Genomic DNA, 20965 nt, shown 5'->3' with positions numbered 1-20965 from the left:
CCGCACAGCCACCGGTCAGCGCGGGCGCGGCCAGCGCCGCCCGGCGCGCGGCTCGCGGGCGTCCCGGGCCATCCGGCCGACCAGCCCGAACCGGTTGACCTGTCGGGGCGCCGCGTCCGGATCGGCAAGCAGCATCACCACGCTGGCCCCGCCCAGTCGCGCCCGGTCGAGGCTCACCGAACCGTTCGCCTGCAACGCGACCCGCTTGGCGATGTCCAGCCCGAGCCCGGTGGAACCCTGGTCGCTCTCACCCCGGCGCAAGGCGCGGTCCGGGTTGGCGATGCCCGGTCCGGCGTCGTCGATCCGGATCGCCACCCAGCCGTCGCGGCGGCTCACCACCACCTCGAACGCGGTGCCCTGCGGCGTGTAGCGGAAGACGTTGCCGATCACCGCGTCCAGCGCGGCGGCCAGCTCGGCGCGGGGCACCGGCGCCGGGATGCGCAACTGCGCCCCGACCACCCGGTGCGGCCGGTTCTGGTCGCCGGCCAACGCCGACCAGAAGACCATCCGGTCCCGGACCACCTCGCTGACGTCGCAGGACGCCGGCGCCGTCTCCTGGCTGACCGCCTTGCGGGTGGTCTTGATGAGCTGGTCGACCTCGCCCTCCAGCGTGACGATGGCCTGCCGGATCCGCCGGATGCCGCGCCGCCGGTCCAGCTCCGCCTCGCTGAACGTGCCGATGCTGGTGTCGTCGGACTCCAGGGCCTCCGCGTCCAGCCGCAGCGCGGTCAGCGGGGTACGCAGCCGGTGCGACAGGTCGGCGACGAGTTCGTGCTCGTCGGCGCGCAACGCCACCAGCCGCTCCGCCATCCGGTTGAACGCGTGCCCGGCCTCGGCCAGCTCCCGCGGACCGGCCGGCTCGACCCGTACGCCGAGTTCGCCGTCGCCCACCGCGAGCGCCGCCTTGACCAGGTCGCCGGTGGCGTCCACGGCCCGGGCCGCCACCCGGTCCACCACGATCACCGCGGCGCCGACCAGGGCCAGCGCCACCGCGAGCAGCAGCAGCCACCGCCCGCCGGCACCGGCGTCGAGCACCTCGTCGGGTACGAACACCTCCACCACGGCCACCCGGTCGCCGAGCACCACCGGGTCCAGTCGCAGCACCCCGCCGTCCACCTCGCGCACCACCGAGCGGCGCTGCGTGGCGGCGTCGGCCAGCGCGGCGGGATCGGCGCGACCGGCCGCCTCGTCGGTGCCGATGCCGTGCACGACCGGCCGCAGCGCCGGGTCGTCGCCGCTGGCCGCCACCGCCCGCTTGACCACCTCGGCGTCGGTGCTGACCGCCAGCGCGCCGGTGACCAGCGCGCTGCGCCGGGCCGCGTCGGCCAGCTTCTCCTCGCGGGACTGACCGGACAGGGTGATGCCGAGCGGGATCAGGAAGGCGAGTGCGACCAGGCTGCACATGCCGGCGGTGAGCCAGGCCAGCGCCGGCCTCAGTCCGGCGCCACCAGCCGGAAGCCGACCCCCCGCACGGTGCGCAGGTAGCGGGGCTTCGCCGCGGACTCGCCCATTTTGCGGCGGAGCCAGTACAGGTGAACGTCGATGGTCTGGTCCTCGCCGACCGATGGCTGCCGCCATACCTCCTCCAAGAGTTCCCGCCGGGACACCACCCGGCCGGGCCGAGCGGCGAGATACGCCAGCAGGTCGAATTCCTTGCGGGTCAGGGCCAGGGACTCCCCGTCCAGCACCGCGCTGCGCTCGCCCACGTCCACCCGTAGACCGCCGACCGTGTGCACGGCCGGTTGCACGGTACGGCTGGCCCGACCGGCCCGCCGCAGCACGGTGGTGATCCGGGCGTCGAGGTGCGCGCCGGTGAACGGCTTGACCATGTAGTCGTCCGCGCCGGCGCGCAGCAGCCGGACCACCGACTGCTCGTCGTCGCGGGCGGTGGCGATGATGATCGGCACGTCGGTGATGCCGCGCAGCATCCGCAGCGCGTCCGAGCCGTCCAGGTCCGGCAGGCCCAGGTCGAGCACGACCAGGTCGGGCGTCTCCGCGGCGACCCGGCGCAACGCGTCCAGGGCGGTGCCGACGGCGTGCACCGCGTGCCCCCGGTCGGTCAGCGACCGCAGCATCGCGCCACGCACGACGTGGTCGTCTTCGACCAGCAGGACGGTTGCCACGTCAGCACCGTACTCGGCGTGGCAAGTCGATCGCGTTGCGACGGTCCGGGGAAGCGGGCAAGCTGGGACGGCGATGACGTTCACCCTCTTCCCCGACACCCGCCTCACGCTCGCCCGCGACGCGCTGGCCGGCCTGTCGGTGGGTGACGCCCTCGGCTCCCAGTTCTTCGTCCCCGGCCGGCGCCCGGCCGACCTCGCCGCGGGGCGGCTGCCCCCGCCGCCGTGGGAGTGGACCGACGACACCGAGATGGCCTGCTCCGTGGTGACCGAGCTGGCCTCGGCCGGTCGGATCGACTCCGACCGCCTGGCGCTGGCCTTCGCCGAGCGTTGCGAGCCCTACCGGGGCTACGGCCCGGGCGCGGTGACCGTCCTGCGGCTGATCCGCACCGGCACGCCGTGGCCGGTGGCCGCCGCGTCGGCCTTCGACGGTCAGGGCTCCTGCGGCAACGGCGCGGCCATGCGCGTCGCCCCGCTCGGCGCCTGGCACGCCGACTCCACCCGACGCGCCGCCGACCAGGCCCGTGCCTCGGCCGAGGTGACCCACGCCCACCCGGAGGGCGTCGCCGGCGCGGTGGCGGTGGCGGTGGCCGCCTCGCTGGCCGCCCGCGCCCGGCTCGACGGCGACCGGCCCGAGCCGGCCCGGCTGCTCGGCGCGGTGGCCGGCACGCTCGACCCGGCCGGCGAGGTGCACCGCGGCGTACGCCGGGCCGCCGCGCTGCTCGGACGCCCGCTCGGCGAGGTGGTCGAGGCGGTGGGCAACGGCTCCCGGGTCACCGCGCAGGACACCGTCCCGTTCACGCTCTGGGTCGCCGCCACGCTGCTGCACGACTACCCGGCCGCGATCCGCGCGTGCGTGGAGGCGGGCGGCGACGTGGACACCACGGCGGCGATCGTCGGCGGGATCGTCGCCGCCCACACCGGGGTCGGCACGCCCGGCGGCGTACCCGAGGGCTGGCTGACCGCCCGCGAACCGCTCCCCGGCTGGCTCACCACCCCCGCCTGACCCGCCCCGCCTCCCCCCGCCTCGCCTCGCCTCGCCTCGCCGATCTTGGATCTGTGGTCGTTGACAAAGGGCGCGATCCCGACCATCCAGGTGCCACAACTCCAAGATCGACGAGACGAGACGAGACGAGACGAGACGGGCCGTGGCGGGGTGGGGGGTCATGGAGTGGGGCGGGTGCTGCCTGCGGTGACCGGATCGGGGGTGCGGGGGGCGGTGGGAGTGGCTGGGTCGGACGGGAGGGCCATGGTGCCGCGGCGACGGCGGCTGAGCAGCCAGCCGATCGCCGCGCCGCCGGCCAGCCCGGCGAGCAGGCCACCGCCGAGCAGCAGGTCAGCGCTGGGCCCGTCGTCGGCCGCCCCGGTCGTCGGGCCCCCGGCGGTCGCCCCGGCCGGTGCCGCGCCGTCCTGGCCGCCGGACACGCCGCCGTGCCCGCCGTGGGCCGCGCCGCCCGCACCGGCGTCGCCACCGCCCGTGGCGGCGCCCTGCGGTGGCGGCAGCAGCGCGACCGTCGGCGCCGGGTGCGCGCCGCCGGCCGGGTCCGCCCACCGGACCACCGTGCCGTCGGCGAACGTCTGCACCACGGTGAAGGTGAGCCGGTCGGTGGCCGGCATCGGCCCCATGCCGAGCGGCAGCCGGGCCGCGCCGGCGCCCCCGCCCGGCACCCGGAGCCAGGTCACGGCATGGGTCACCTGGTTCAGTTCGGGCGCGTGGATGCCGGCCACCGGCCGGTCCAGGGTGCGGGTGGTGATGGTCGGCGCCCAGTCCGGCACGGAGAGCGGATAGACCTCGCCGATCGGGGCGTCCGCCGGCATGGTCAGCTCCACCTTCGTGGTCCGGCTGCCCGGCCGGTCCGCGGGCACCACCACGGACAGCTCGATCGCGTCGCCCTGGTGCACCTCACCGGGGGAGGTCGTGACGGTCACGCCGGCGGCGCTGGCCGGGCCCGGCCACCCCACCGCTCCGGCGAGCGCGGCGGCCAGCAGGGCCGCCGCCCACCGGCCCTGACGGGTCATCCTCATCGTCGTCCCCATCCTTCTCGACCGGGGTCGGTACCGGCTCCGGCCCCACCAGGTAGTTCGCACCCGACGGTCGAAAGGTTCAACGCCGCGCGGAACTCGTGCCCCGGGGGCCGCGTCGCCGACGGCGCGGATCGGGGCGACCGATACCATCGCAGGGGCCGGTCATCCGGCAGATCCGTACCGTCGACGACAGGAGTCACCGTGTCCGCACCCCGTATCCCCGTCGTGGCCGACCCCGTCGTCGTCGCCGCCGGGACCACGGCGGCCGACGCGGTGGCCGCGGCCGGCCTGCCCACGAGCGGGCCGAAGGCGGTCGTGGTGGTCCGCGACCCGCAGGGCAAGCTGCGCGACCTGGACTGGAAACCGGCCGAGGAGACGTCGGTCGAGCCGGTGCCGCTGGACAGCCCGGCCGGCCTGGAGGTGCTGCGGCACTCCACCGCCCACGTGCTCGCCCAGGCCGTGCAGGACGTCTTCCCGGAGGCGAAGCTCGGCATCGGCCCGCCGATCGAGAACGGCTTCTACTACGACTTCGGCGTCGACAAGCCGTTCCAGCCGGAGGACCTGACGAAGCTCGAGAGGCGGATGCAGGAGATCGTCAAGTCCGGCCAGCGGTTCCGCCGGCGCCGCTTCGCCAGCCTGGACGAGGCCCGCGGAGAGTTGGCCGCCGAGCCGTTCAAGCTGGAGCTGATCGAGGTCAAGGGCGAAGGGCTCGACTCCTCCGAGGTGATGGAGGTGGGCGGCGGCGAGCTGACCATCTACGACAACCTCGCCGCGAACGAGGACAAGGTCTGCTGGTCGGACCTGTGCCGGGGCCCGCACCTGCCGAACACCCGGCTGATCGGCGCGTTCAAGCTGATGCGTTCCGCCGCCGCCTACTGGCGCGGGTCGGAGAAGAACCCGCAGCTCCAGCGGGTCTACGGCACCGCCTGGCCGACCCGGGACGAGCTCAAGGCGTACCTGAAGCTGTTGGAGGAGGCCGCCCGGCGCGACCACCGCAAGCTCGGCACGGACCTCGACCTGTTCAGCTTCCCCGACGAGATCGGTTCCGGCCTGCCCGTCTTCCACCCCAAGGGTGGCGTGCTCAAGCGGGTGATGGAGGACTACGTCCGCACCCGCCACATCGAGGAGGGCTTCCAGTACGTCGGGACGCCGCACATCTCCAAGGAAGGTCTCTTCCACACCTCGGGACACCTGCCCTACTACAAGGACACGATGTTCCCGCCGATGGAGATGGAGGGCAGCGACTACTACCTCAAGGCGATGAACTGCCCGATGCACAACCTGATCTACCGGTCGCGCGGGCGGTCCTACCGGCAGCTGCCGATCCGGTTGTTCGAGTTCGGGTCGGTCTACCGGTACGAGAAGTCGGGCGTGATCCACGGCCTGACCCGGGTGCGCGGCTTCACCCAGGACGACTCCCACTCCTACTGCACCCGGGAGCAGGCGCCGGCGGAGATCAAGCACCTGCTGGGTTTCGTGCTCAGCCTGTTGCGTGACTTCGGCATCGACGACTTCTACCTGGAGCTGTCCACCCGCGACGACACCCGGCCGGACAAGTTCGTCGGCACCGACGAGGACTGGGCGACCGCCACCGCCGTGCTGGAGGAGTGCGCCCGGGAGACCGGCCTCGACCTGGTCCCCGACCCGGGCGGCGCGGCGTTCTACGGCCCGAAGATCTCGGTGCAGGCCAAGGACGCCATCGGCCGCACCTGGCAGATGTCGACGATTCAATATGACTTCAACCAGCCGAAGGGCTTCGGCCTGGAATACCAGGCGGCGGATGGCACCCGGCAGCAGCCGGTGATGATCCACTGCGCCAAGTTCGGCTCGATCGAGCGGTTCATCGGCGTGCTCACCGAGCACTACGCGGGCGCGTTCCCGGCCTGGCTCGCGCCGGTGCAGGTGGTCGGCATCCCGATCCGCGACGAGCACGGCGACTACCTGGAGGAGTTCGCGGGCACGCTGCGGCGGCACGGCATCCGGGCCGAGGTCGACCTGGGTGACGACCGGATGCAGAAGAAGATCCGCAACGCCCAGCAGCAGAAGATCCCGTTCATGGTGATCGCCGGCGACGACGACGTGGCCGCGGGCACGGTCTCCTTCCGCTACCGGGACGGCTCGCAGCGCAACGGGGTGCCGCTGGCCGAGGCGGCCGCGCACGTCCGCGAGGTGGTCGAGTCGCGCACCAACAGCGGCCCCACCGCCGCCTGAGCCGCGGCGCGGTTCGGCGGCGGCGCGGCGCGGATCGTAGGATCGCCGGTGTGACAGGGGTGGAGCGGCACGCGGACAGTGGTCTGGCGGACGGGCTGGAACGGCTCTGGACGCCGCACCGGATGACCTACATATCCGGCGAGGACCGACCCGACGGCGGTTACGAGAAGCCGACCGGCTGCCCGTTCTGCCTGGCTCCCGGCCGCCCGGCGGAGGAGAGCCTGGTGGTCGCCCGCGGTGAGCACGTGTTCGCGGTGCTCAACCTCTATCCCTACAACCCCGGGCACCTGTTGGTCTGCCCCTACCGGCACGTGGCCGACTACACCGAGCTGGACGCGCCGGAGACGGCCGAGCTGGCCACGTTCACCAAGGACGCCATGCGGGTGGTCCGCCAGGTGTCCAGCGCGCACGGGTTCAACCTGGGCATGAACCAGGGCGGCGTGGCCGGCGCGGGCATCGCCGCGCACCTGCACCAGCACGTGGTGCCGCGCTGGGGTGGCGACGCCAACTTCATGCCGGTGATCGGCCGCACCAAGGTGCTGCCGCAACTGCTCACCGACACGCGTGACCTGTTCGCCAAGGTGTGGCCGGCCTGACTCAGCGCAGCCGGCCCCGGACCCGGGCGAGCCGGCGGCGGGCGCCGGTGGCGGTCCGCTGGGCGGCCGCGGCCCGGTCGGCGGCGAGTTCCGCGCGGAGCGCGAGCTGACGCAGCCGCCGCTGCACCATCCGGTCGCCGTGCCGGGCGATCCACAGGCACACCCCGGCCAGCGGCAGCTCGACCAGCGCTGCCAGCGCTATCGACACCACCAGGTCGGGGCCGGGCGGCGTGGTGGTCACGTCGAACCAGGCGTCCACCGCGAGCATGGTGGCGGTGGCGGCGGCCGCGAGCACCACCTGCCGGTTTCCCCGGTACGCGTGCCAGGCGGTCAGCCCGAGCAGGGCCACCAGACCGAGGTCGAAGCCGACCCAGGCGGCCCGGTAGTGCACGGTCACCTGGTGCCGGGGCAGGGTGAACGCCAGGTATCCGATCCAGGGCAGGGTGAGCACGGCCAGCGCCACGAACGTGGGCGCCACCCAGCGCGGCGCCGGGCTGACCCGTGCCGCCTCGTCGACCTGCTCCACCGACGTCTCCATCCGCGCCTCCCGGCCCCGGTGGTGCCCGCGCCGCCGGGCTCGGCAAACCCGACGGCCACCTTCCGACAGTACGATCTTGCGCATGGCCCTGCTGCATCGCGCGGAACTGCGCCCCTCGAAGCTGGAGTTGCTCGCATCCTGGCTGCCGTCCCGATCCTGGTTCGCCGGGGACGCCGGCGCGCCGGTGAGCCGGGTGGCGGCCTACCGCTTCGACGACCCGGCCGGCGCGGTCGGCATGGAGACGCTGCTGGTGCGTGCCGGTGACGGGCCCGTGCTGCAGGTGCCGCTGACCTACCGGGGCGCCCCGCTGGCCGGCGCGGACCGGTTTCTGGTCGGCGTCGTGGCGCACTCGGTGCTCGGCCGCCGCTGGGTGTACGACGCCGTCGGTGACCCGGTCTACCCGCCGGTGCTGGCCGCCGCGGTGCTGGCCGACGCCGGCCAGGCGGAGGAGTACTTCGAGGTCGACGGCGAGCGGCAGGTGCGGAAGCCGAGCATGACGGTGTCGGGCAGCCGCACCGACCGGGCGCTGCCGGGCGGACCGGCCGACGAGGTGGTGGACGGCGATCCGACGCTGATCCGGGGCGGCGGTGTCGAGTTGGCGCTGATTCGTCGCCCCGTCCCGGCGATGCCGTCCGAGGTCGGGGCGGCGTCGGCCGGCGCCCGGCCGGTGGGTGGCGGTCGCCGCGCGGGGACGGCGGATCTCCCGGAGGTGGGCCGGCTCACCGGCGCGTGGCCGGGGCAGGACGTCGAGGTGCTCCTGGCCTACGCCCGCTGAGGTCCGGGTGCGGCCGGCGCGGGTCGACCGAGGTGTCGGCGTGGCCCATGTCGCCGTGGCCGCATGTCGCTCCTACCTCGACGATCGCCCACCCCCATCACGGATAGTGATGACAAAGGGTGGCGTGGGGTGACGAAACCGCCCACAGGTGCCGTGAAGGTGACAGGATTCGGCGATGGCAGTCAGCACGCGGCCGCTCGGTCGCAGCGGCATCGAGGTGAGCGCCCTCGGCATGGGGTGCTGGGCGATCGGCGGCCCGTGGGCCGAGGGCGCCCGCCCGCTGGGGTGGGGCGCGGTCGACGACGCCGAGTCGGTGCGGGCGGTCCGCCGCGCCCTCGACCTCGGGGTCACGCTCTTCGACACCGCCGACACCTACGGAGCCGGGCACGGCGAGCGGGTGCTGGGGCGCGCCCTCGCGGGCCGGCGCGACGAGGCGGTGGTCGCCACCAAGTGGGGCTACACGTTCGACGAGCGCAGCCGGCAGGCCACCGGGGAGAACGCCTCGCCGCAGTACCTGCGCCGCGCGGTCGTCGACTCGCTGCGCCGGCTGGACACCGACCGGATCGACCTCTATCAGCTGCACCTCGGCGACCTGCCGCTGCCCCGCGCCGAGGCGCTGATCGGCACGCTCGACGACCTGGTCGCCGACGGCCTGGTCCGGGCGTACGGGTGGAGCACCGACCGGGCCGACCGGGCCGCCGCGTTCGCCCAGGTCGCCCGCGGCGCCGCCGCCGTGCAGCACACGCTGTCGGTGCTGCGGGACGCCCCGGCCATGCTCGCCGCCTGCGACAAGCACGACCTCGCCAGCCTGGCCCGGGGACCGCTCGGGATGGGGCTGCTCACCGGCAAGTACACGCCGGAGTCGACGCTGCCCCGCGACGACGTCCGCGGTCTCGGGCCGACCTGGCTGGAGTGGTTCCGCAGCGGCCGGCCGGCCCCGGAGTGGCTGCGCCGGGTGGCCGCCGTGCGGGGCGCGCTCACCGCCGACGGACGCACCCCGGCCCAGGGCGCGCTCGGCTGGATCTGGGCGCGCAGCGACCGGGCGGTGCCGATCCCCGGCGCCCGTACGGTCGCCCAGGTCGAGGAGAACGCCGCCGCGCTGGCCCGGGGCCCGCTCGCACCGGACCACTTCGCCGAGGTGGAGCGGCAACTCGCGGCCCTACGCTCGGCCGCCCGCCGCGACGCCGACCGCCCGCACTGGCCGATGACCCCGGTCCCCGCCGTCCGCCCCTGAGCGGTCAGGGGTGGGTGGTGGCCTCCTTGCGGGCCTGGTCGGCCAGGTGCGCCGGCATCGGGTCGTGGCGGGCGAACACGCGGCGGAACGTGCCGGTGCCGGCGGTCATCGCGCGCAACTCGACCGCGTACCGCAGCAGTTCGGTGGCGGGCACCTCGGCGCGCACCAGGGTGCGGCCCTCGGCCTCCGGGTCCGGCTCGGTGCCGAGGACCCGGCCGCGTCGGCCGGACAGGTCACCCATGATCGCGCCGACCGAGGAGTCGGCCACCCGGACGGTGATCTCGTCGACCGGCTCCAGCAGCGTCGGCTGCCCCTTCTCGGCGGCGTCGCGCAGCGCCAGCGCGCCCGCGGTCTGGAACGCGGCGTCGGACGAGTCGACGCTGTGCGCCTTGCCGTCGACGAGGGTGACCCGCAGGTCCACCACCGGGTGGCCGGCGACCAGGCCGCGTTCCATCTGCGCCCGGACGCCCTTCTCCACCGACGGGATGTAGTTGTGCGGGACCGCGCCGCCGACCACCCGGTCGACGAACTCGAAGCCGGCGCCGCGGGGCAGCGGCTCCACCTCGATGTCGCAGACGGCATATTGGCCGTGGCCGCCGGACTGCTTGACGTGCCGGCCGTGCCCGCGGGCGGTCGCGGTGAACGTCTCGCGCAGCGAAACCCGGACCGGCTCGGTGTCCAGCTCGACGCCGCCGCCGCGCAGCCGGTCGAGCACCACGTCGGCGTGCGCCTCGCCCATGCACCAGAGCACCAGCTGGTGGGTCTCCGGGTTGCGCTCCAGCCGCAGCGTCGGGTCGCCGGCGACCAGTCGGGACAGGTTGCGGGCCAGCGCGTCCTCGTCGGCCCGGCTGCGGGCCACGATCGCCACCGGCAGCAGCGGCTCCGGCATCTCCCACGGCGCGATCAGCAGCGGGTCGTCCTTGGCGGAGATGGTGTCGCCGGTCTCCGCGCTGCCCGACTTGGTGACCGCGCAGAGGTCGCCGGCGACACACGCCGACACCTCGCGCAGCGTCGCGCCGAGCGGGCTGTAGACGTGCCCGACCCGTTCGTCGGCGTCGTGGTCGGGGTGGCCGCGCTCGGCCAGGCCGTGACCGGACACGTGGATCACCTGGTCGGGGCGGAGCGTGCCGGAGAAGACGCGGACCAGTGAGACGCGCCCGACGTGGCGGTCCACCGTCGTCTTGACCACCTCGGCGACCAGCGGGCCGTCCGGGTCGCAGGTCAGCGGCGGGCGCGGCGAGCCGTCCAGGCCGGTGACCGCCGGCAGGTCGTGCTCCAGCGGCGACGGGAACGCCGCGACCAGGCCGTCCAGCAGCGCGTCCAGGCCGACCCCGGTCTCCGCGCACACCGGCACCACCGGATAGAAGTGGCCGCGGGCCACCGCCGTCTCCAGGTCGGTGACGAGCACCTCGGGGTCGATCTCCTCGCCGCCGAGGTAGCGGTCCATCAGGGTCTCGTCCTCGCTCTCCGCGATGATCCCCTCGATCAGCTCGTCGCGGCTCTCCCGGATCGCCGGCAGGTGCTGCGGGTCCGGCTCGCGCACCGCCGCCGGCAGCCCGGCCGAGTAGTCGAACACGCGGCGGGTGATCAGGCCCATCAGGCCGGCCACCGACTCGCCGTCGTCGCCGAGCATGGGCAGGTAGAGCGGGAGCACGTTGTCGCCGAAGACGCGCTGGCAGAGCGCCACCGCCTCGTCGAAGTCGGCGCGCGGGTGGTCCAGCCGGGAGACCGCCACCGCGCGCGGCATGTCGACCGCGGCGCACTCCTCCCAGAGCGCGGCGGTGGCGGCGTCCATCCCGTCGACCGCCGAGACCACGAACAGCGCCGCGTCGGCGGCGCGCAGCCCGGCGCGCAGCTCGCCGACGAAGTCGCCGTAGCCGGGCGTGTCCAGCAGGTTGACCTTGACGTCGCGGTGGGTCAGCGGGGCGCAGGCCAGGCTCACCGAGCGTTGCTGGCGCACGGCCGCCGGGTCGTGGTCGCAGACCGTGGTGCCCTCGGTGACGGACCCGGCCCGGCCGATCGTGCCGGCGGCCGCGAGCAGCGCCTCGACCAGGGTGGTCTTGCCGGCGCCGGAGTGCCCGACGAGCACCACGTTGCGAACCCTGCCGGGCTCGGTCACCACCGGCGCGCCGCCGGTGACACCCTTCTCGTTCTTCTGCGCCATCGCGGCGCACCTCCCTCAACCGGTGGTGGTGGCGACCGCCGCGGGCGACGGGGGAGCGGACCCCGGTGGGGCGCCGCGGCGATATCTTCCGGTGGACTCCTGCGGGACGGGCACGCCGACCGGTGTTCCGGTGAAGTGGCTCACCTCCCACGCTCGATCTCACACCCGAGCCGGTGCCGGCACAAGGGCCGCCGGGCGGGTCGTCCGCCCGGCTGTGTCCCCGGCCGCTGCCGGCCGTTATCGTGGGACCGCCATGGCGAAGATCTTCCAAGTGACGGCCCGCGCGGGCATGACCCGCGTCGTGGAGCCGATCGCGCGCGGGTTGCTCCGCGCGGGTGTGTCCCCCAACGCGGTCACCGTGACCGGCACGGTCGGTGTGCTCGTCGGCGCGCTCGGCTTCGGCGCCCGCGGCCATCTGGTCGCCGGCGCGCTGATCGTCACGGTCTTCGCGCTCACCGACCTGCTCGACGGCACGATGGCGCGGATGAGCGGCGGCTCCACCCGGTTCGGGGCGTTCCTCGACTCGAGCATGGACCGGGTCGCCGACAGCGCGGTGTTCGGCGCGGTCGCCTACTGGCTGGCCACCCAGCACCACTATTCGGGCGTGGCCGCCGCGCTGCTCTGCCTGGCCGCCGGTGGGCTGGTCTCCTACGTCAAGGCCCGCGCCGAGGGGCTCGGCATGACCTGCAACGTGGGCATCGCCGAGCGCACCGAGCGGCTGCTCATCGTCGGGGTCGGCGGGGTGCTCACCGGCGTCGGGCTCGATCCGGCCCTGGAGGTCGCGCTCTGGCTGCTCGCCGCGGTCTCGATCTTCACGGTGGGCCAGCGGATGGCCCACGTGTACCGGCAGGCCCAGCGGGTCGGCGCGGAGTGAACCTCACCGAGGCGGGCTTCGTCGCGGGCTGGCGGCTGATCCGGGCGCTGCCCCGGCCCGCCGCGGCCGCGGCGTTCCGGGTGGGCGCCGACCGCGCCCACCGCAAGGACGGCGGGGGTACGCGTCGACTGCGCGCCAACCTGCGCCGGGTGGTCGGCCCGGACCTGCCCGACGCGGAGCTGGACGCGCTGGTGCGCGCCGGTCTGCGCTCCTACGCCCGCTACTGGCTGGAGGCGTTCCGGCTGCCGGGCCTGAGCCGGCCGGAGATCCTCGCCGGGTTCCGCCTCGACGGTGCGGAGAAGCTCGCCGCGGACGTGGCGGCCGGGCGCGGCGCCGTGGTGGCGCTGCCGCACGCCGGCAACTGGGACGCCGCCGGCGCCTGGGTGGCGGCCACCGGCTGGCCGATGACCACTGTCGCCGAGCGGCTCAAGCCGGAGGGCGTCTACGAGCGGTTCGTCGCGTTCCGGGAGGGGCTGGGGATGGAGATCCTGCCCACCCACGGCGGCCCGCGTCCCGCGTTCGACGTCCTGGTGGACCGGCTGCGGGCCGGCTCGGTGGTGCCGCTGCTCGCCGACCGGGACCTCTCCGCCCGGGGCGTCGAGGTGGACTTCTTCGGTGGCCGGACCCGGATGCCGGCCGGCCCGGCGCTGCTGGCGCTGCGCACCGGCGCGCCGCTGTACGTGGCCTCGATGTGGTACGAGCCGGACGCCGCCTGCGCCTCGATCGAGGGCCCGCTGGCGCTGCCGGCGGAGGACAGCGCCCCGCTGGACGCCCGGGTCCGGGTGGTGACCCAGCGGATTGCCGACGGACTGGCGGCGGGCATCGCCCGGCATCCGCAAGACTGGCACATGTTGCAGCGGATGTGGCTGGACCAGGGGTCGGGCGGGGCGCCGGCGTCGGCGCAGCCGCCGACCACCACCGGGACGGTCTAGGGGGACGCCATGCGGATCGGCATCGTGTGCCCGTACTCCTTCGACGTCCCGGGCGGGGTGCAGAACCACGTCATGGACCTGGCCGAGGCGCTGCTCGGGCTCGGCCACGAGGTGAGCGTGCTGGCCCCGGCGGACGAGGACTCGACGCTGCCGCCGTACGTGGTGTCGGCGGGGCGGGCGGTGCCGCTGCCCTACAACGGGTCGGTGGCCCGGATCGCGTTCGGCCCGGTGTCGACCGCCCGGGTACGCCGGTGGATCAACCGCGGCGACTTCGACGTGCTGCACGTGCACGAGCCGCTCACCCCGAGCCTGTCGATGCTGGCGGTGCTCTGCGCCCGGGGGCCGGTGGTGGCCACCTTCCACACCGCGATGACCCGCTCGCGGGTCCTCTCCGCGGCGCAGGGCGTGCTCCAGATCCTCCTGGAGCGGATCACCGCCCGGATCGCGGTCAGCGCGCTGGCCCGCAAGGTCCAGGTCGAGCACATGGACGGCGGTGCGGTGGAGATCCCGAACGGGGTGGCGGTGGCGAAGTTCGCCGGGGTGCCGCCGCTGCCCGACTGGCCGGGTGAGTGCGCCCCCGGCAGCGGCGGCACGCTGGGCTTCCTCGGTCGGTTCACCGAGCCGCGCAAGGGCTTCCCGATCCTGCGTGACGCGTTCGTCGCGCTCGCCCCGCACCGTCCCGGGCTGCGCCTGCTGGTGGCCGGCCCGGGCGACGCCGACGAGCTGTACGGCCGCTTCCCGGCCGACCTGCGCGACCGGGTCACCTTCCTCGGCCTGGTCTCCGAGTCGGACAAGGCGCGCATGCTGCGCAGCGTGCACCTCTACGTCGCGCCGAACACCGGCGGGGAGTCGTTCGGGATGATCCTCACCGAGGCGCTCGCCGCCGGGACCACCGTGGTCGCCAGCGACCTGGACGCGTTCCGCCGGGTGCTCGACGGCGGGCGGGCCGGGCGGCTCTTCCCGACCGGGGACGCGGTCGCGCTGCGCGCCACGCTGACCGAGCTGCTCGACGACGCCGGGCAGCGGGCCGGCCTGACCGCCTCCGGCGACCAGGTGGTGGCGAATTTCGACTGGCCCGTGGTTGCCCGCCGCGTTCTGGAGGTATACGCAGCCGCGATCGAGGCCACCGACGGCCGGGTCATGGACCAGGAGTGGGCGGGGCTGGGCTGACCAGGCCGGCCGGGATGAGGAGCAGCACTACGATGCCGGGCATGTGGTGGGTGGTGGGCACGGCGCTGGTGCTCGGGCTGGTCTCGGCGTACCTGATCTGGACCGCCGGCCGGGTGCAGCGGCTGCAGGTCCGGGCGGAGTCGGCGGCCCGGGCGCTCGACGCCCACCTGCTGCGCCGCGCGGCCGCCGCCGCGGTGCTGGCCGAGCAGCGGTACGGCGTGGAGCTGTACGCCGCGGCCCGGATCGCGCTGGACGCGGTTCCGGAGGAGCGTGAGGCGGCCGAGAACGACCTGACCCGCCAGTTGCGCGGGGTGCGGCTCGATCCGGACGATCCGGCCTGCGGCGCGGTGATCGCGGCCAGCCGGCGGCTGGCGTTGGCCCGGCAGGTGCACACCGACCTGGTGCGGGACGCCCGTTCGGCGCGCGGGCGGCCGGTGGTACGCCTGTTCCGGATGGGGCGCGGGCGGGAGTGGCCCCGTTACTTCGACATCGACGACCCGACGTTGGCCCCGCGGGCGGACGTCACCACCGGCTGACGCTGTGGGCGGTGGTCGCCCTGCGGCTCCGGGTGACCTTCTTCGCGCCTGCAAACGTGATGGCGTAGGTGGATCGGGGAAGGCGTGACGGCGGACACACGGCAGGCCACCGGGGGTGCGATTGGCTGTCGGAGCTGGCCGGCGCCGGTCGTAGCATTCTGCGCAGCCACCAAGACCGCACGCTGAGGAGCGATGACCCGTGTCCGAATCCACCGCCCCGACCACCGACGCCACCGTCGGCACCGCCCGCGTCAAGCGGGGGATGGCCGAGATGCTCAAGGGTGGCGTGATCATGGACGTGGTCACCCCCGAGCAGGCGAAGATCGCCGAGGACGCCGGCGCCGTGGCCGTGATGGCGCTGGAGCGGGTCCCGGCCGACATCCGCGCCCAGGGCGGCGTGTCCCGGATGAGCGACCCCGACATGATCGACGGCATCATCTCCGCCGTCTCGATCCCGGTGATGGCCAAGGCCCGGATCGGGCACTTCGTCGAGGCCCAGGTCCTCCAGGCGCTCGGCGTCGACTACGTCGACGAGTCCGAGGTGCTGACCCCGGCCGACTACGCCAACCACATCGACAAGTGGGCGTTCACCGTCCCGTTCGTGTGCGGCGCGACCAACCTGGGCGAGGCGCTGCGCCGGATCACCGAGGGCGCCGCCATGATCCGCTCGAAGGGCGAGGCGGGCACCGGTGACGTCTCGAACGCCACCACCCACATGCGGAAGATCCGGCAGGAGATCCGCCGGCTCCAGAACCTGCCCGCCGACGAGCTGTTCGTCGCCGCGAAGGAGTTGCAGGCCCCGTACGAGCTGGTCAAGGAGGTGGCCGAGCGCGGCAAGCTGCCGGTCGTGCTGTTCACCGCCGGCGGCATCGCCACCCCGGCGGACGCGGCCATGATGATGCAGCTCGGCGCCGAGGGCGTCTTCGTCGGCTCGGGCATCTTCAAGTCCGGCAACCCCGCCCAGCGGGCCGCCGCGATCGTCAAGGCGACCACCTTCCACGACGACCCGGACGTGCTGGCGAAGGTGTCGCGCGGCCTGGGCGAGGCGATGGTCGGCATCAACGTCGACGAGATCCCCCAGCCGCACCGCCTCGCCGAACGCGGCTGGTGAGCGGTAAGGCGGGGCCCCCGCTTAACGCATTCGGTATAGGCGGGGCCCCCGCTTAACACCTGTGAGAGGAGCGGCGTGACCGTACCGGTGATCGGCGTGCTGGCGCTGCAGGGCGACGTACGCGAGCACGTCGCGGCGCTGACCGGCGCGGGCGCCGACGCCCGGCCGGTGCGCCGCCCCGGTGAGCTGGACGCGGTCGACGGCCTGGTGGTGCCCGGCGGCGAGTCGACCACGATCAGCAAGCTGGTGGACATCTTCGAGATGCGCGAGCCGATCGACAAGCGGATCGCCGGCGGCATGCCGGTCTACGGCTCCTGCGCCGGCCTGATCATGCTGGCCGCCGAGGTGCTGGACGGTCGCCCCGACCAGCGCGGCTTCGCCGGCATCGGCATGACGGTCCGGCGCAACGCGTTCGGCCGCCAGGTGGACTCGTTCGAGGCGCCGGTGTCGATCGCCGGGGTCGACGGCGACCCGTTCCACGCGGTCTTCATCCGCGCGCCGTGGGTCGAGCGGGTCGGCCCGGACGTCGAGGTGCTGGGCCGGGTCACCGACGGGCCGGCCGCCGGCCGGATCGTCGCGGTCCGCCAGGGCAACCTGCTGGCCACCTCCTTCCACCCGGAGCTGACCGGTGACCTGCGGCTGCACCGCCTCTTCGTGGACGTGGTCCGGGTCGCCCGCTGACCGGTCGCGGTCCGGCCGCGGTGACGGGTGTGACGCGCGGTGACCTCCGCTCGGTAGGATTGCCGGGTTCGGCTCCGGCGTGGGCTGTCGACGCAGGCGTGGATCACTAACGGAGGTACTCAGATGTCCGGCCACTCAAAGTGGGCGACCACCAAGCACAAGAAGGCCGTGATCGACGCCAAGCGCGGCAAGATGTTCGCCAAGCTGATCAAGAACGTCGAGGTGGCGGCCCGCACCGGCGGCGGCGACCCGGCCGGCAACCCCACCCTCTTCGACGCCATCCAGAAGGCGAAGAAGAACTCGGTCCCGAACGACAACATCGACCGCGCGGTCAAGCGGGGCTCCGGCCTGGAGGCCGGCGGCGCCGACTGGCAGACGATCATGTACGAGGGCTACGGTCCCAGCGGCGTGGCGATGCTGATCGAGTGCCTGACCGACAACCGCAACCGCGCCGCCACCGAGGTGCGCACGGCGCTGACCCGCAACGGCGGCTCGCTCGCCGACGCCGGCTCGGTGTCGTACATGTTCTCCCGCAAGGGCGTGGTGATCGTGCCGAAGGCCGGCACCAGCGAGGACGACGTGATGATGGCCGTCCTGGACGCCGGCGCCGAAGAGGTCAACGACCTCGACGAGGCGTTCGAGGTGATCTCCGAGCCGGGCGACCTGATCGCGGTGCGCACCGCGCTGCAGGACGCCGGCATCGAGTACGAGTCGGCCGAGTCGTCGCTCGTGCCCAGCGTGAACGTGCCGCTGGACGAGGAGGGCGCGCGCAAGATCTTCAAGCTGATCGACGTGCTGGAGGACTGCGACGACGTGCAGAACGTCTACGCCAACTTCGACGTCTCCGACGAGGTGATGGCCGCGGTCGGCTGACCGCGCACGCCTGCTCCGGCGCATGATCGACTCCAGCTCGGCGTAGTGGCGGTATCCCAGTCCCGGGATACCGCCACTACGCCGAACTGGCGGGAAGGGTGGGCCGCGCCCCGCCTCCGATGCCGTGATCATGAGGTTGACGGCGGTGTTGATCTCCGCTGATGCCGCTCGCCTCGACCGGGCGCGATCAGGTCTCCTGACCCGCTGGACGGAGCCTAGGCGCCGGTCCGGCCGTCAACGAGCTCACGCACCACGTCCAGGTGGCCGTTGTGCCGGGACGTCTCCTCGATGAGGTGGAGGACCACCCAGCGGAGGTCCACGTGACGGCCGTCGCCGATCGGGCGCTTGGCCGTCGAGTCCAGGTCGTGCTCCGAGACGAGGCGACGGTAGCGCGCGCTCTGCTCGTCGTACTCGGTGAGAAGTTGGGGCAACGGGATGTCGACGGCGGTCCGCATCTCCGGGTCGGGATCGTCGTCGGTCGCCCCGGCGAGCGGCCCCGCGAACTCCTCGCCGAGGAACATCACCTCGAACCAGTAGTACTCGACCCACCGCAGGTGACTGATCAGCCCGCACAACGTCATCAGCGGCGAACCCGGAAGCGGTGCCTTCCGGGAGTCTTCGGCGGACACGCCCTCGCACTTGGCTCGTGCGGTGTCGCGGGCGTAGTCCAGGAAGGTGGCGAGCTGCGCCCGCTCGTCCCACGTGGCAGGCGTGTCGGTTCGTCGCGTCATCGGCAGGAGCTTGCCGCAGTCCGGGCCGCGCCGCGACCCGATTCGCGCCCGTCCCGAAACCGGGCTGACCGGGGCGCTGACGGGCCCGTACCCTGCCCGGGTGCTCGTACCCGATCTGCCGCTGCGCACGGCGCGCCTGGTGCTGCGTGCCTTCACCACCGACGACCTCGCCGTGGTCCGCGACTACCGGGGCCGCCCGGAGGTCACCCGGTTCCTCTACCACCAGCCCTACGACGACGCCGCCGCCCGGGCGGCGATCGACCGGCTGGTCCGGCGTACCGCGTTGCGCGCGCCGGGTGACGTGCTGAACCTGGCCGTGACACTGGCGGACACCGGCGAGTTCGTCGGCGACGTGCTGCTGACCTGGACCAGCGCGGAGCACCGGCAGGGCGAGATCGGCTACGTGGCGCACCCGGACCACACCGGCCACGGCTACGTCACCGAGGCGGCCCGGGAACTGCTGCGGCTGGGTTTCGACGGGCTGGACCTGCACCGGATCGTCGGTCGGTTGGACGCCCGTAACGTCGCCTCGGCCCGGGTGCTGGAGCGGTTGGGCATGCGTCGCGAGGCGCACCTGCGGGAGAACGAGTTCGTCAAGGGCGAGTGGACCGACGAGGCCGTCTACGCCCTCCTGGCGCGGGAGTGGCGGGCGGCGGCCTGAACGCCGCCGGGCCCGGGGGTGCCGGGCCGACGTGGGAGGTCACCGGCGGGCGAGCTGTCCGCGCACGCGGGCTCGCAGCTTGGGGAAGGCCACGAAGGGCAGGACGGCCAGCAGGAGTGCCACCAGGCCGGCGAGCAGGAGCGCCCACCGCGGGTAGCGGTCGGCCTTGGCCGCGTCGCCCCAGACGTTCCGGCCGTCGGGGAACGTCAGGGTGCCGCTCACCTCCCGGTGCAGCCGTCCGCTCTCCAGGCGTAGCCGCACCCGCCAGGGGCCGTCCGGAAGCTGCCGGTCCAGGGGGACCTCCACCTGGGCGGTGCCCCCGATCGGCACGGTGGTGCCGAGCCGGGCCGGGAACGGCCCGGCGGAGAGGCCACCCGGCCCGTCCGACAGCCAGAGTTTCCCGACCATGTCGAGGGCCCGCTCACCGGTGTTGTGCACGGCGGCGCGGACCACCGGAGCGCCGGTGTCGCCACGGCCGGGGAGAAGGTCACCGATGGTGAAGTCGGAGGGCGGGTCGCCGCCGGGACCGACGTCCAGGTAGAGCCGGATGCCCACCCGGTTGACCTGCTGGATCTCCGTCCCGGCGCGGTCCTTCTGCCGGGAGGTGACGGCCGCCCAGATGGCGCCGTAGCGCTCCCCGCGCGGCGCGTTCGGCGGGACGGCGACCGTGGCGCGCAGCTCGGTGGTGCTGTCCGGCGGGGCGACGAACGAGCTGCGGTTCACGGTCACCCACTCGGGCAGCTCGTTGGCCCGCGGATCGTCGGCGGGGACGAACTCGTTCTCCTTGATCTCGGCGGGCCCGACGGAGAGCCTGATCCGTTGTGGACCGCTGGAGGTGTTGGTCACCGCGAACCGGCGGGTCATCCGGGTGCCCGGGTTCACGTGGTCGATGAGATAGATGCTGGCGCGCGGGTCGTCCCTGCGGCCCCTGGTGGCCTCGAGGAGTTGGACACCGATGCGGCCGTCGGGCCGCGCGCCGCCGGCGCCCCCGCGGCCGTCGGCCGAGGCGGGGGCACCGGCGACAGCCGTGCCCGACAGGACGGTGAGTGCCGCGAGCGCGGCGACCGTACGGCGGGATCGTGCGGCCATGCGCTCAGGTGACGGTGTGGGTGATGGTGCCGGTGTAGGAACCGGCCACGGCGTTCAGTGGGATCTGCACGCTGAGCGACGGCGTCCAGGACGCGGTGTTGACGCCGATGCCGGCGGTGTGGGTGAACGCCGTCTGCGAGCTGCTCAGCGAGACGCCGACCGGTGGCGGCGGCGCGGTGCAGGGGCCGAGCTGGCCGGGGTTGAAGTTGCCGACGCCGCCGCTGGAGGTGGCGGGGCCGGAGCAGTAGTAGACGTCGGCGCTGGAGATGAGCGGGCCGGTGCCGCTGTGGGTGAAGTCGGTGCTCGCCACCGTGACCACCCAGTTGGCGGGGTTGCTGGCACGCAGGTCGGTCACCGTGACGCCGGTGCCCAGCGTGCCGAACGCCCACCACGAGGTGGGCGAGCCGGAGGGGGGCTGGGTGGTCAGTGTGGCGGTGTCGGGCACGGTGATGTTGAGGGCCCCCGCGGTGATGGTGAACGTGACACCGGTGGGGCAGGCGACGGTCGCCAGGCAGTCGGCGGCGTAGGCCGGTGCGGCGGTGAGCAGCCCGCCGGTCAGGGCGGCCGCGCCCACCACGGCGGCCGCGGTCAGTGTGCGTTTCATGCAGGTACTACCTCCCGTTCGGTGGAACCGATCGTTCCGA

General features: G+C 74.0%; 21 protein-coding genes. 13 read left to right on the top strand and 8 right to left on the bottom strand.

What is annotated here, in order from left to right; all coding sequences use genetic code 11:
* Window positions 1-15: 15 nt before the first annotated feature.
* Window positions 16-1404, bottom strand: coding sequence for a HAMP domain-containing sensor histidine kinase (locus GA0070213_RS21105; RefSeq protein WP_175441425.1), 1389 nt, complete (start codon window positions 1402-1404; stop codon window positions 16-18).
* Between the two features lie 29 nt (window positions 1405-1433).
* Window positions 1434-2123, bottom strand: a complete 690-nt coding sequence (locus GA0070213_RS21100; protein WP_018784999.1) for a response regulator transcription factor — start codon at window positions 2121-2123, stop codon at window positions 1434-1436.
* A 73-nt stretch (window positions 2124-2196) separates the two neighbouring features.
* Here GA0070213_RS21100 and GA0070213_RS21095 point away from each other — a divergent pair, with 73 nt between their 5' ends.
* Window positions 2197-3126, top strand: a complete 930-nt coding sequence (locus GA0070213_RS21095; protein ID WP_091067417.1) for an ADP-ribosylglycohydrolase family protein — start codon at window positions 2197-2199, stop codon at window positions 3124-3126.
* A gap of 158 nt (window positions 3127-3284) precedes the next feature.
* Here the strand turns inward: GA0070213_RS21095 and GA0070213_RS21090 are convergent, their stop codons facing one another.
* On the bottom strand, window positions 3285-4145 hold the full coding sequence (locus GA0070213_RS21090) for a DUF1775 domain-containing protein (RefSeq protein WP_091067414.1): 861 nt from the start codon (window positions 4143-4145) through the stop codon (window positions 3285-3287).
* Window positions 4146-4346: 201 nt separating this feature from the next.
* Between GA0070213_RS21090 and thrS the strand changes: the two genes are divergently transcribed.
* On the top strand, window positions 4347-6356 hold the full coding sequence (gene thrS / locus GA0070213_RS21085; RefSeq protein WP_091067409.1) for a threonine--tRNA ligase: 2010 nt from the start codon (window positions 4347-4349) through the stop codon (window positions 6354-6356).
* Window positions 6357-6406: 50 nt separating this feature from the next.
* Window positions 6407-6952 (top strand): HIT family protein, encoded by a 546-nt coding sequence (locus GA0070213_RS21080; protein ID WP_091067406.1) that lies wholly within the window; start codon window positions 6407-6409, stop codon window positions 6950-6952.
* Window position 6953: 1 nt separating this feature from the next.
* Here the strand turns inward: GA0070213_RS21080 and GA0070213_RS21075 are convergent, their stop codons facing one another.
* Entirely contained in the window at window positions 6954-7490 is a 537-nt protein-coding gene (locus GA0070213_RS21075) for a hypothetical protein (RefSeq protein ID WP_091067402.1), read from the bottom strand.
* A gap of 82 nt (window positions 7491-7572) precedes the next feature.
* Here GA0070213_RS21075 and GA0070213_RS21070 point away from each other — a divergent pair, with 82 nt between their 5' ends.
* Both GA0070213_RS21070 and GA0070213_RS21065 read left to right on the top strand, forming a co-directional pair.
* The gene (locus GA0070213_RS21070; protein ID WP_091067399.1) at window positions 7573-8265 is read left to right on the top strand and encodes a CG0192-related protein; all 693 of its coding nucleotides are present in this window, start codon (window positions 7573-7575) and stop codon (window positions 8263-8265) included.
* Window positions 8266-8440: 175 nt separating this feature from the next.
* Window positions 8441-9499, top strand: a complete 1059-nt coding sequence (locus GA0070213_RS21065; protein ID WP_091067396.1) for an aldo/keto reductase — start codon at window positions 8441-8443, stop codon at window positions 9497-9499.
* 4 nt (window positions 9500-9503) lie between these two features.
* Here GA0070213_RS21065 and GA0070213_RS21060 read toward each other — a convergent pair whose 3' ends face one another.
* Window positions 9504-11663, bottom strand: coding sequence for an elongation factor G-like protein EF-G2 (locus tag GA0070213_RS21060; RefSeq protein ID WP_091067391.1), 2160 nt, complete (start codon window positions 11661-11663; stop codon window positions 9504-9506).
* A 253-nt stretch (window positions 11664-11916) separates the two neighbouring features.
* Here GA0070213_RS21060 and pgsA point away from each other — a divergent pair, with 253 nt between their 5' ends.
* From pgsA to GA0070213_RS21025, 7 genes are all read left to right on the top strand, one after another.
* A complete protein-coding gene (gene pgsA, locus GA0070213_RS21055) occupies window positions 11917-12537 on the top strand; it encodes a phosphatidylinositol phosphate synthase (RefSeq protein WP_091067387.1) in 621 nt (206 codons plus the stop codon).
* Complete coding sequence (locus GA0070213_RS21050) at window positions 12534-13469, top strand: phosphatidylinositol mannoside acyltransferase (protein WP_091067384.1); 936 nt, start codon at window positions 12534-12536, stop codon at window positions 13467-13469. Before pgsA ends, GA0070213_RS21050 begins: the two co-directional genes overlap by 4 nt.
* A gap of 9 nt (window positions 13470-13478) precedes the next feature.
* Window positions 13479-14639 (top strand): glycosyltransferase family 4 protein, encoded by a 1161-nt coding sequence (locus tag GA0070213_RS21045; RefSeq protein ID WP_091067381.1) that lies wholly within the window; start codon window positions 13479-13481, stop codon window positions 14637-14639.
* Between the two features lie 32 nt (window positions 14640-14671).
* Window positions 14672-15175, top strand: a complete 504-nt coding sequence (locus GA0070213_RS21040; protein ID WP_091067378.1) for a hypothetical protein — start codon at window positions 14672-14674, stop codon at window positions 15173-15175.
* Window positions 15176-15374: 199 nt separating this feature from the next.
* Complete coding sequence (gene pdxS / locus GA0070213_RS21035) at window positions 15375-16286, top strand: pyridoxal 5'-phosphate synthase lyase subunit PdxS (RefSeq protein WP_091067375.1); 912 nt, start codon at window positions 15375-15377, stop codon at window positions 16284-16286.
* Window positions 16287-16361: 75 nt separating this feature from the next.
* Complete coding sequence (gene pdxT / locus GA0070213_RS21030) at window positions 16362-16967, top strand: pyridoxal 5'-phosphate synthase glutaminase subunit PdxT (protein WP_091067371.1); 606 nt, start codon at window positions 16362-16364, stop codon at window positions 16965-16967.
* 123 nt (window positions 16968-17090) lie between these two features.
* Window positions 17091-17840 (top strand): YebC/PmpR family DNA-binding transcriptional regulator, encoded by a 750-nt coding sequence (locus GA0070213_RS21025; RefSeq protein ID WP_091067368.1) that lies wholly within the window; start codon window positions 17091-17093, stop codon window positions 17838-17840.
* A 215-nt stretch (window positions 17841-18055) separates the two neighbouring features.
* Here the strand turns inward: GA0070213_RS21025 and GA0070213_RS21020 are convergent, their stop codons facing one another.
* Entirely contained in the window at window positions 18056-18571 is a 516-nt protein-coding gene (locus GA0070213_RS21020) for a DinB family protein (RefSeq protein WP_091067365.1), read from the bottom strand.
* A 100-nt stretch (window positions 18572-18671) separates the two neighbouring features.
* Between GA0070213_RS21020 and GA0070213_RS21015 the strand changes: the two genes are divergently transcribed.
* Complete coding sequence (locus tag GA0070213_RS21015) at window positions 18672-19232, top strand: GNAT family N-acetyltransferase (RefSeq protein ID WP_091067361.1); 561 nt, start codon at window positions 18672-18674, stop codon at window positions 19230-19232.
* 39 nt (window positions 19233-19271) lie between these two features.
* Here GA0070213_RS21015 and GA0070213_RS21010 read toward each other — a convergent pair whose 3' ends face one another.
* Both GA0070213_RS21010 and GA0070213_RS21005 read right to left on the bottom strand, forming a co-directional pair.
* Window positions 19272-20321 carry a hypothetical protein gene (locus tag GA0070213_RS21010; RefSeq protein WP_091067358.1) on the bottom strand — a complete coding sequence of 350 codons (1050 nt, stop codon included), beginning with the start codon at window positions 20319-20321 and terminating at the stop codon, window positions 19272-19274.
* Between the two features lie 4 nt (window positions 20322-20325).
* Window positions 20326-20925 (bottom strand): hypothetical protein, encoded by a 600-nt coding sequence (locus tag GA0070213_RS21005; protein WP_091067355.1) that lies wholly within the window; start codon window positions 20923-20925, stop codon window positions 20326-20328.
* Between the last annotated feature and the right edge of the window lie 40 nt (window positions 20926-20965).

The organism is Micromonospora humi, from assembly GCF_900090105.1.
GTDB lineage: Bacteria > Actinomycetota > Actinomycetes > Mycobacteriales > Micromonosporaceae > Micromonospora > Micromonospora humi.
The sequence above is the reverse complement of the archived record's forward strand: the minus strand, read 5'-3'. Positions and strand labels throughout refer to the sequence as shown.

Coding starts and splice junctions, on each gene's coding strand:
- GA0070213_RS21105 (WP_175441425.1), bottom strand. CDS start 1,404: ATGTGCAGCCTGGTCGCACTCGCCTTCCTGATCCCGCTCGGCATCACC.
- GA0070213_RS21095 (WP_091067417.1), top strand. CDS start 2,197: ATGACGTTCACCCTCTTCCCCGACACCCGCCTCACGCTCGCCCGCGAC.
- GA0070213_RS21090 (WP_091067414.1), bottom strand. CDS start 4,145: ATGAGGATGACCCGTCAGGGCCGGTGGGCGGCGGCCCTGCTGGCCGCC.
- GA0070213_RS21075 (WP_091067402.1), bottom strand. CDS start 7,490: ATGGAGACGTCGGTGGAGCAGGTCGACGAGGCGGCACGGGTCAGCCCG.
- GA0070213_RS21070 (WP_091067399.1), top strand. CDS start 7,573: ATGGCCCTGCTGCATCGCGCGGAACTGCGCCCCTCGAAGCTGGAGTTG.
- GA0070213_RS21065 (WP_091067396.1), top strand. CDS start 8,441: ATGGCAGTCAGCACGCGGCCGCTCGGTCGCAGCGGCATCGAGGTGAGC.
- GA0070213_RS21060 (WP_091067391.1), bottom strand. CDS start 11,663: ATGGCGCAGAAGAACGAGAAGGGTGTCACCGGCGGCGCGCCGGTGGTG.
- pgsA (WP_091067387.1), top strand. CDS start 11,917: ATGGCGAAGATCTTCCAAGTGACGGCCCGCGCGGGCATGACCCGCGTC.
- GA0070213_RS21045 (WP_091067381.1), top strand. CDS start 13,479: ATGCGGATCGGCATCGTGTGCCCGTACTCCTTCGACGTCCCGGGCGGG.
- GA0070213_RS21040 (WP_091067378.1), top strand. CDS start 14,672: ATGCCGGGCATGTGGTGGGTGGTGGGCACGGCGCTGGTGCTCGGGCTG.
- GA0070213_RS21025 (WP_091067368.1), top strand. CDS start 17,091: ATGTCCGGCCACTCAAAGTGGGCGACCACCAAGCACAAGAAGGCCGTG.
- GA0070213_RS21020 (WP_091067365.1), bottom strand. CDS start 18,571: ATGACGCGACGAACCGACACGCCTGCCACGTGGGACGAGCGGGCGCAG.
- GA0070213_RS21010 (WP_091067358.1), bottom strand. CDS start 20,321: ATGGCCGCACGATCCCGCCGTACGGTCGCCGCGCTCGCGGCACTCACC.
- GA0070213_RS21005 (WP_091067355.1), bottom strand. CDS start 20,925: ATGAAACGCACACTGACCGCGGCCGCCGTGGTGGGCGCGGCCGCCCTG.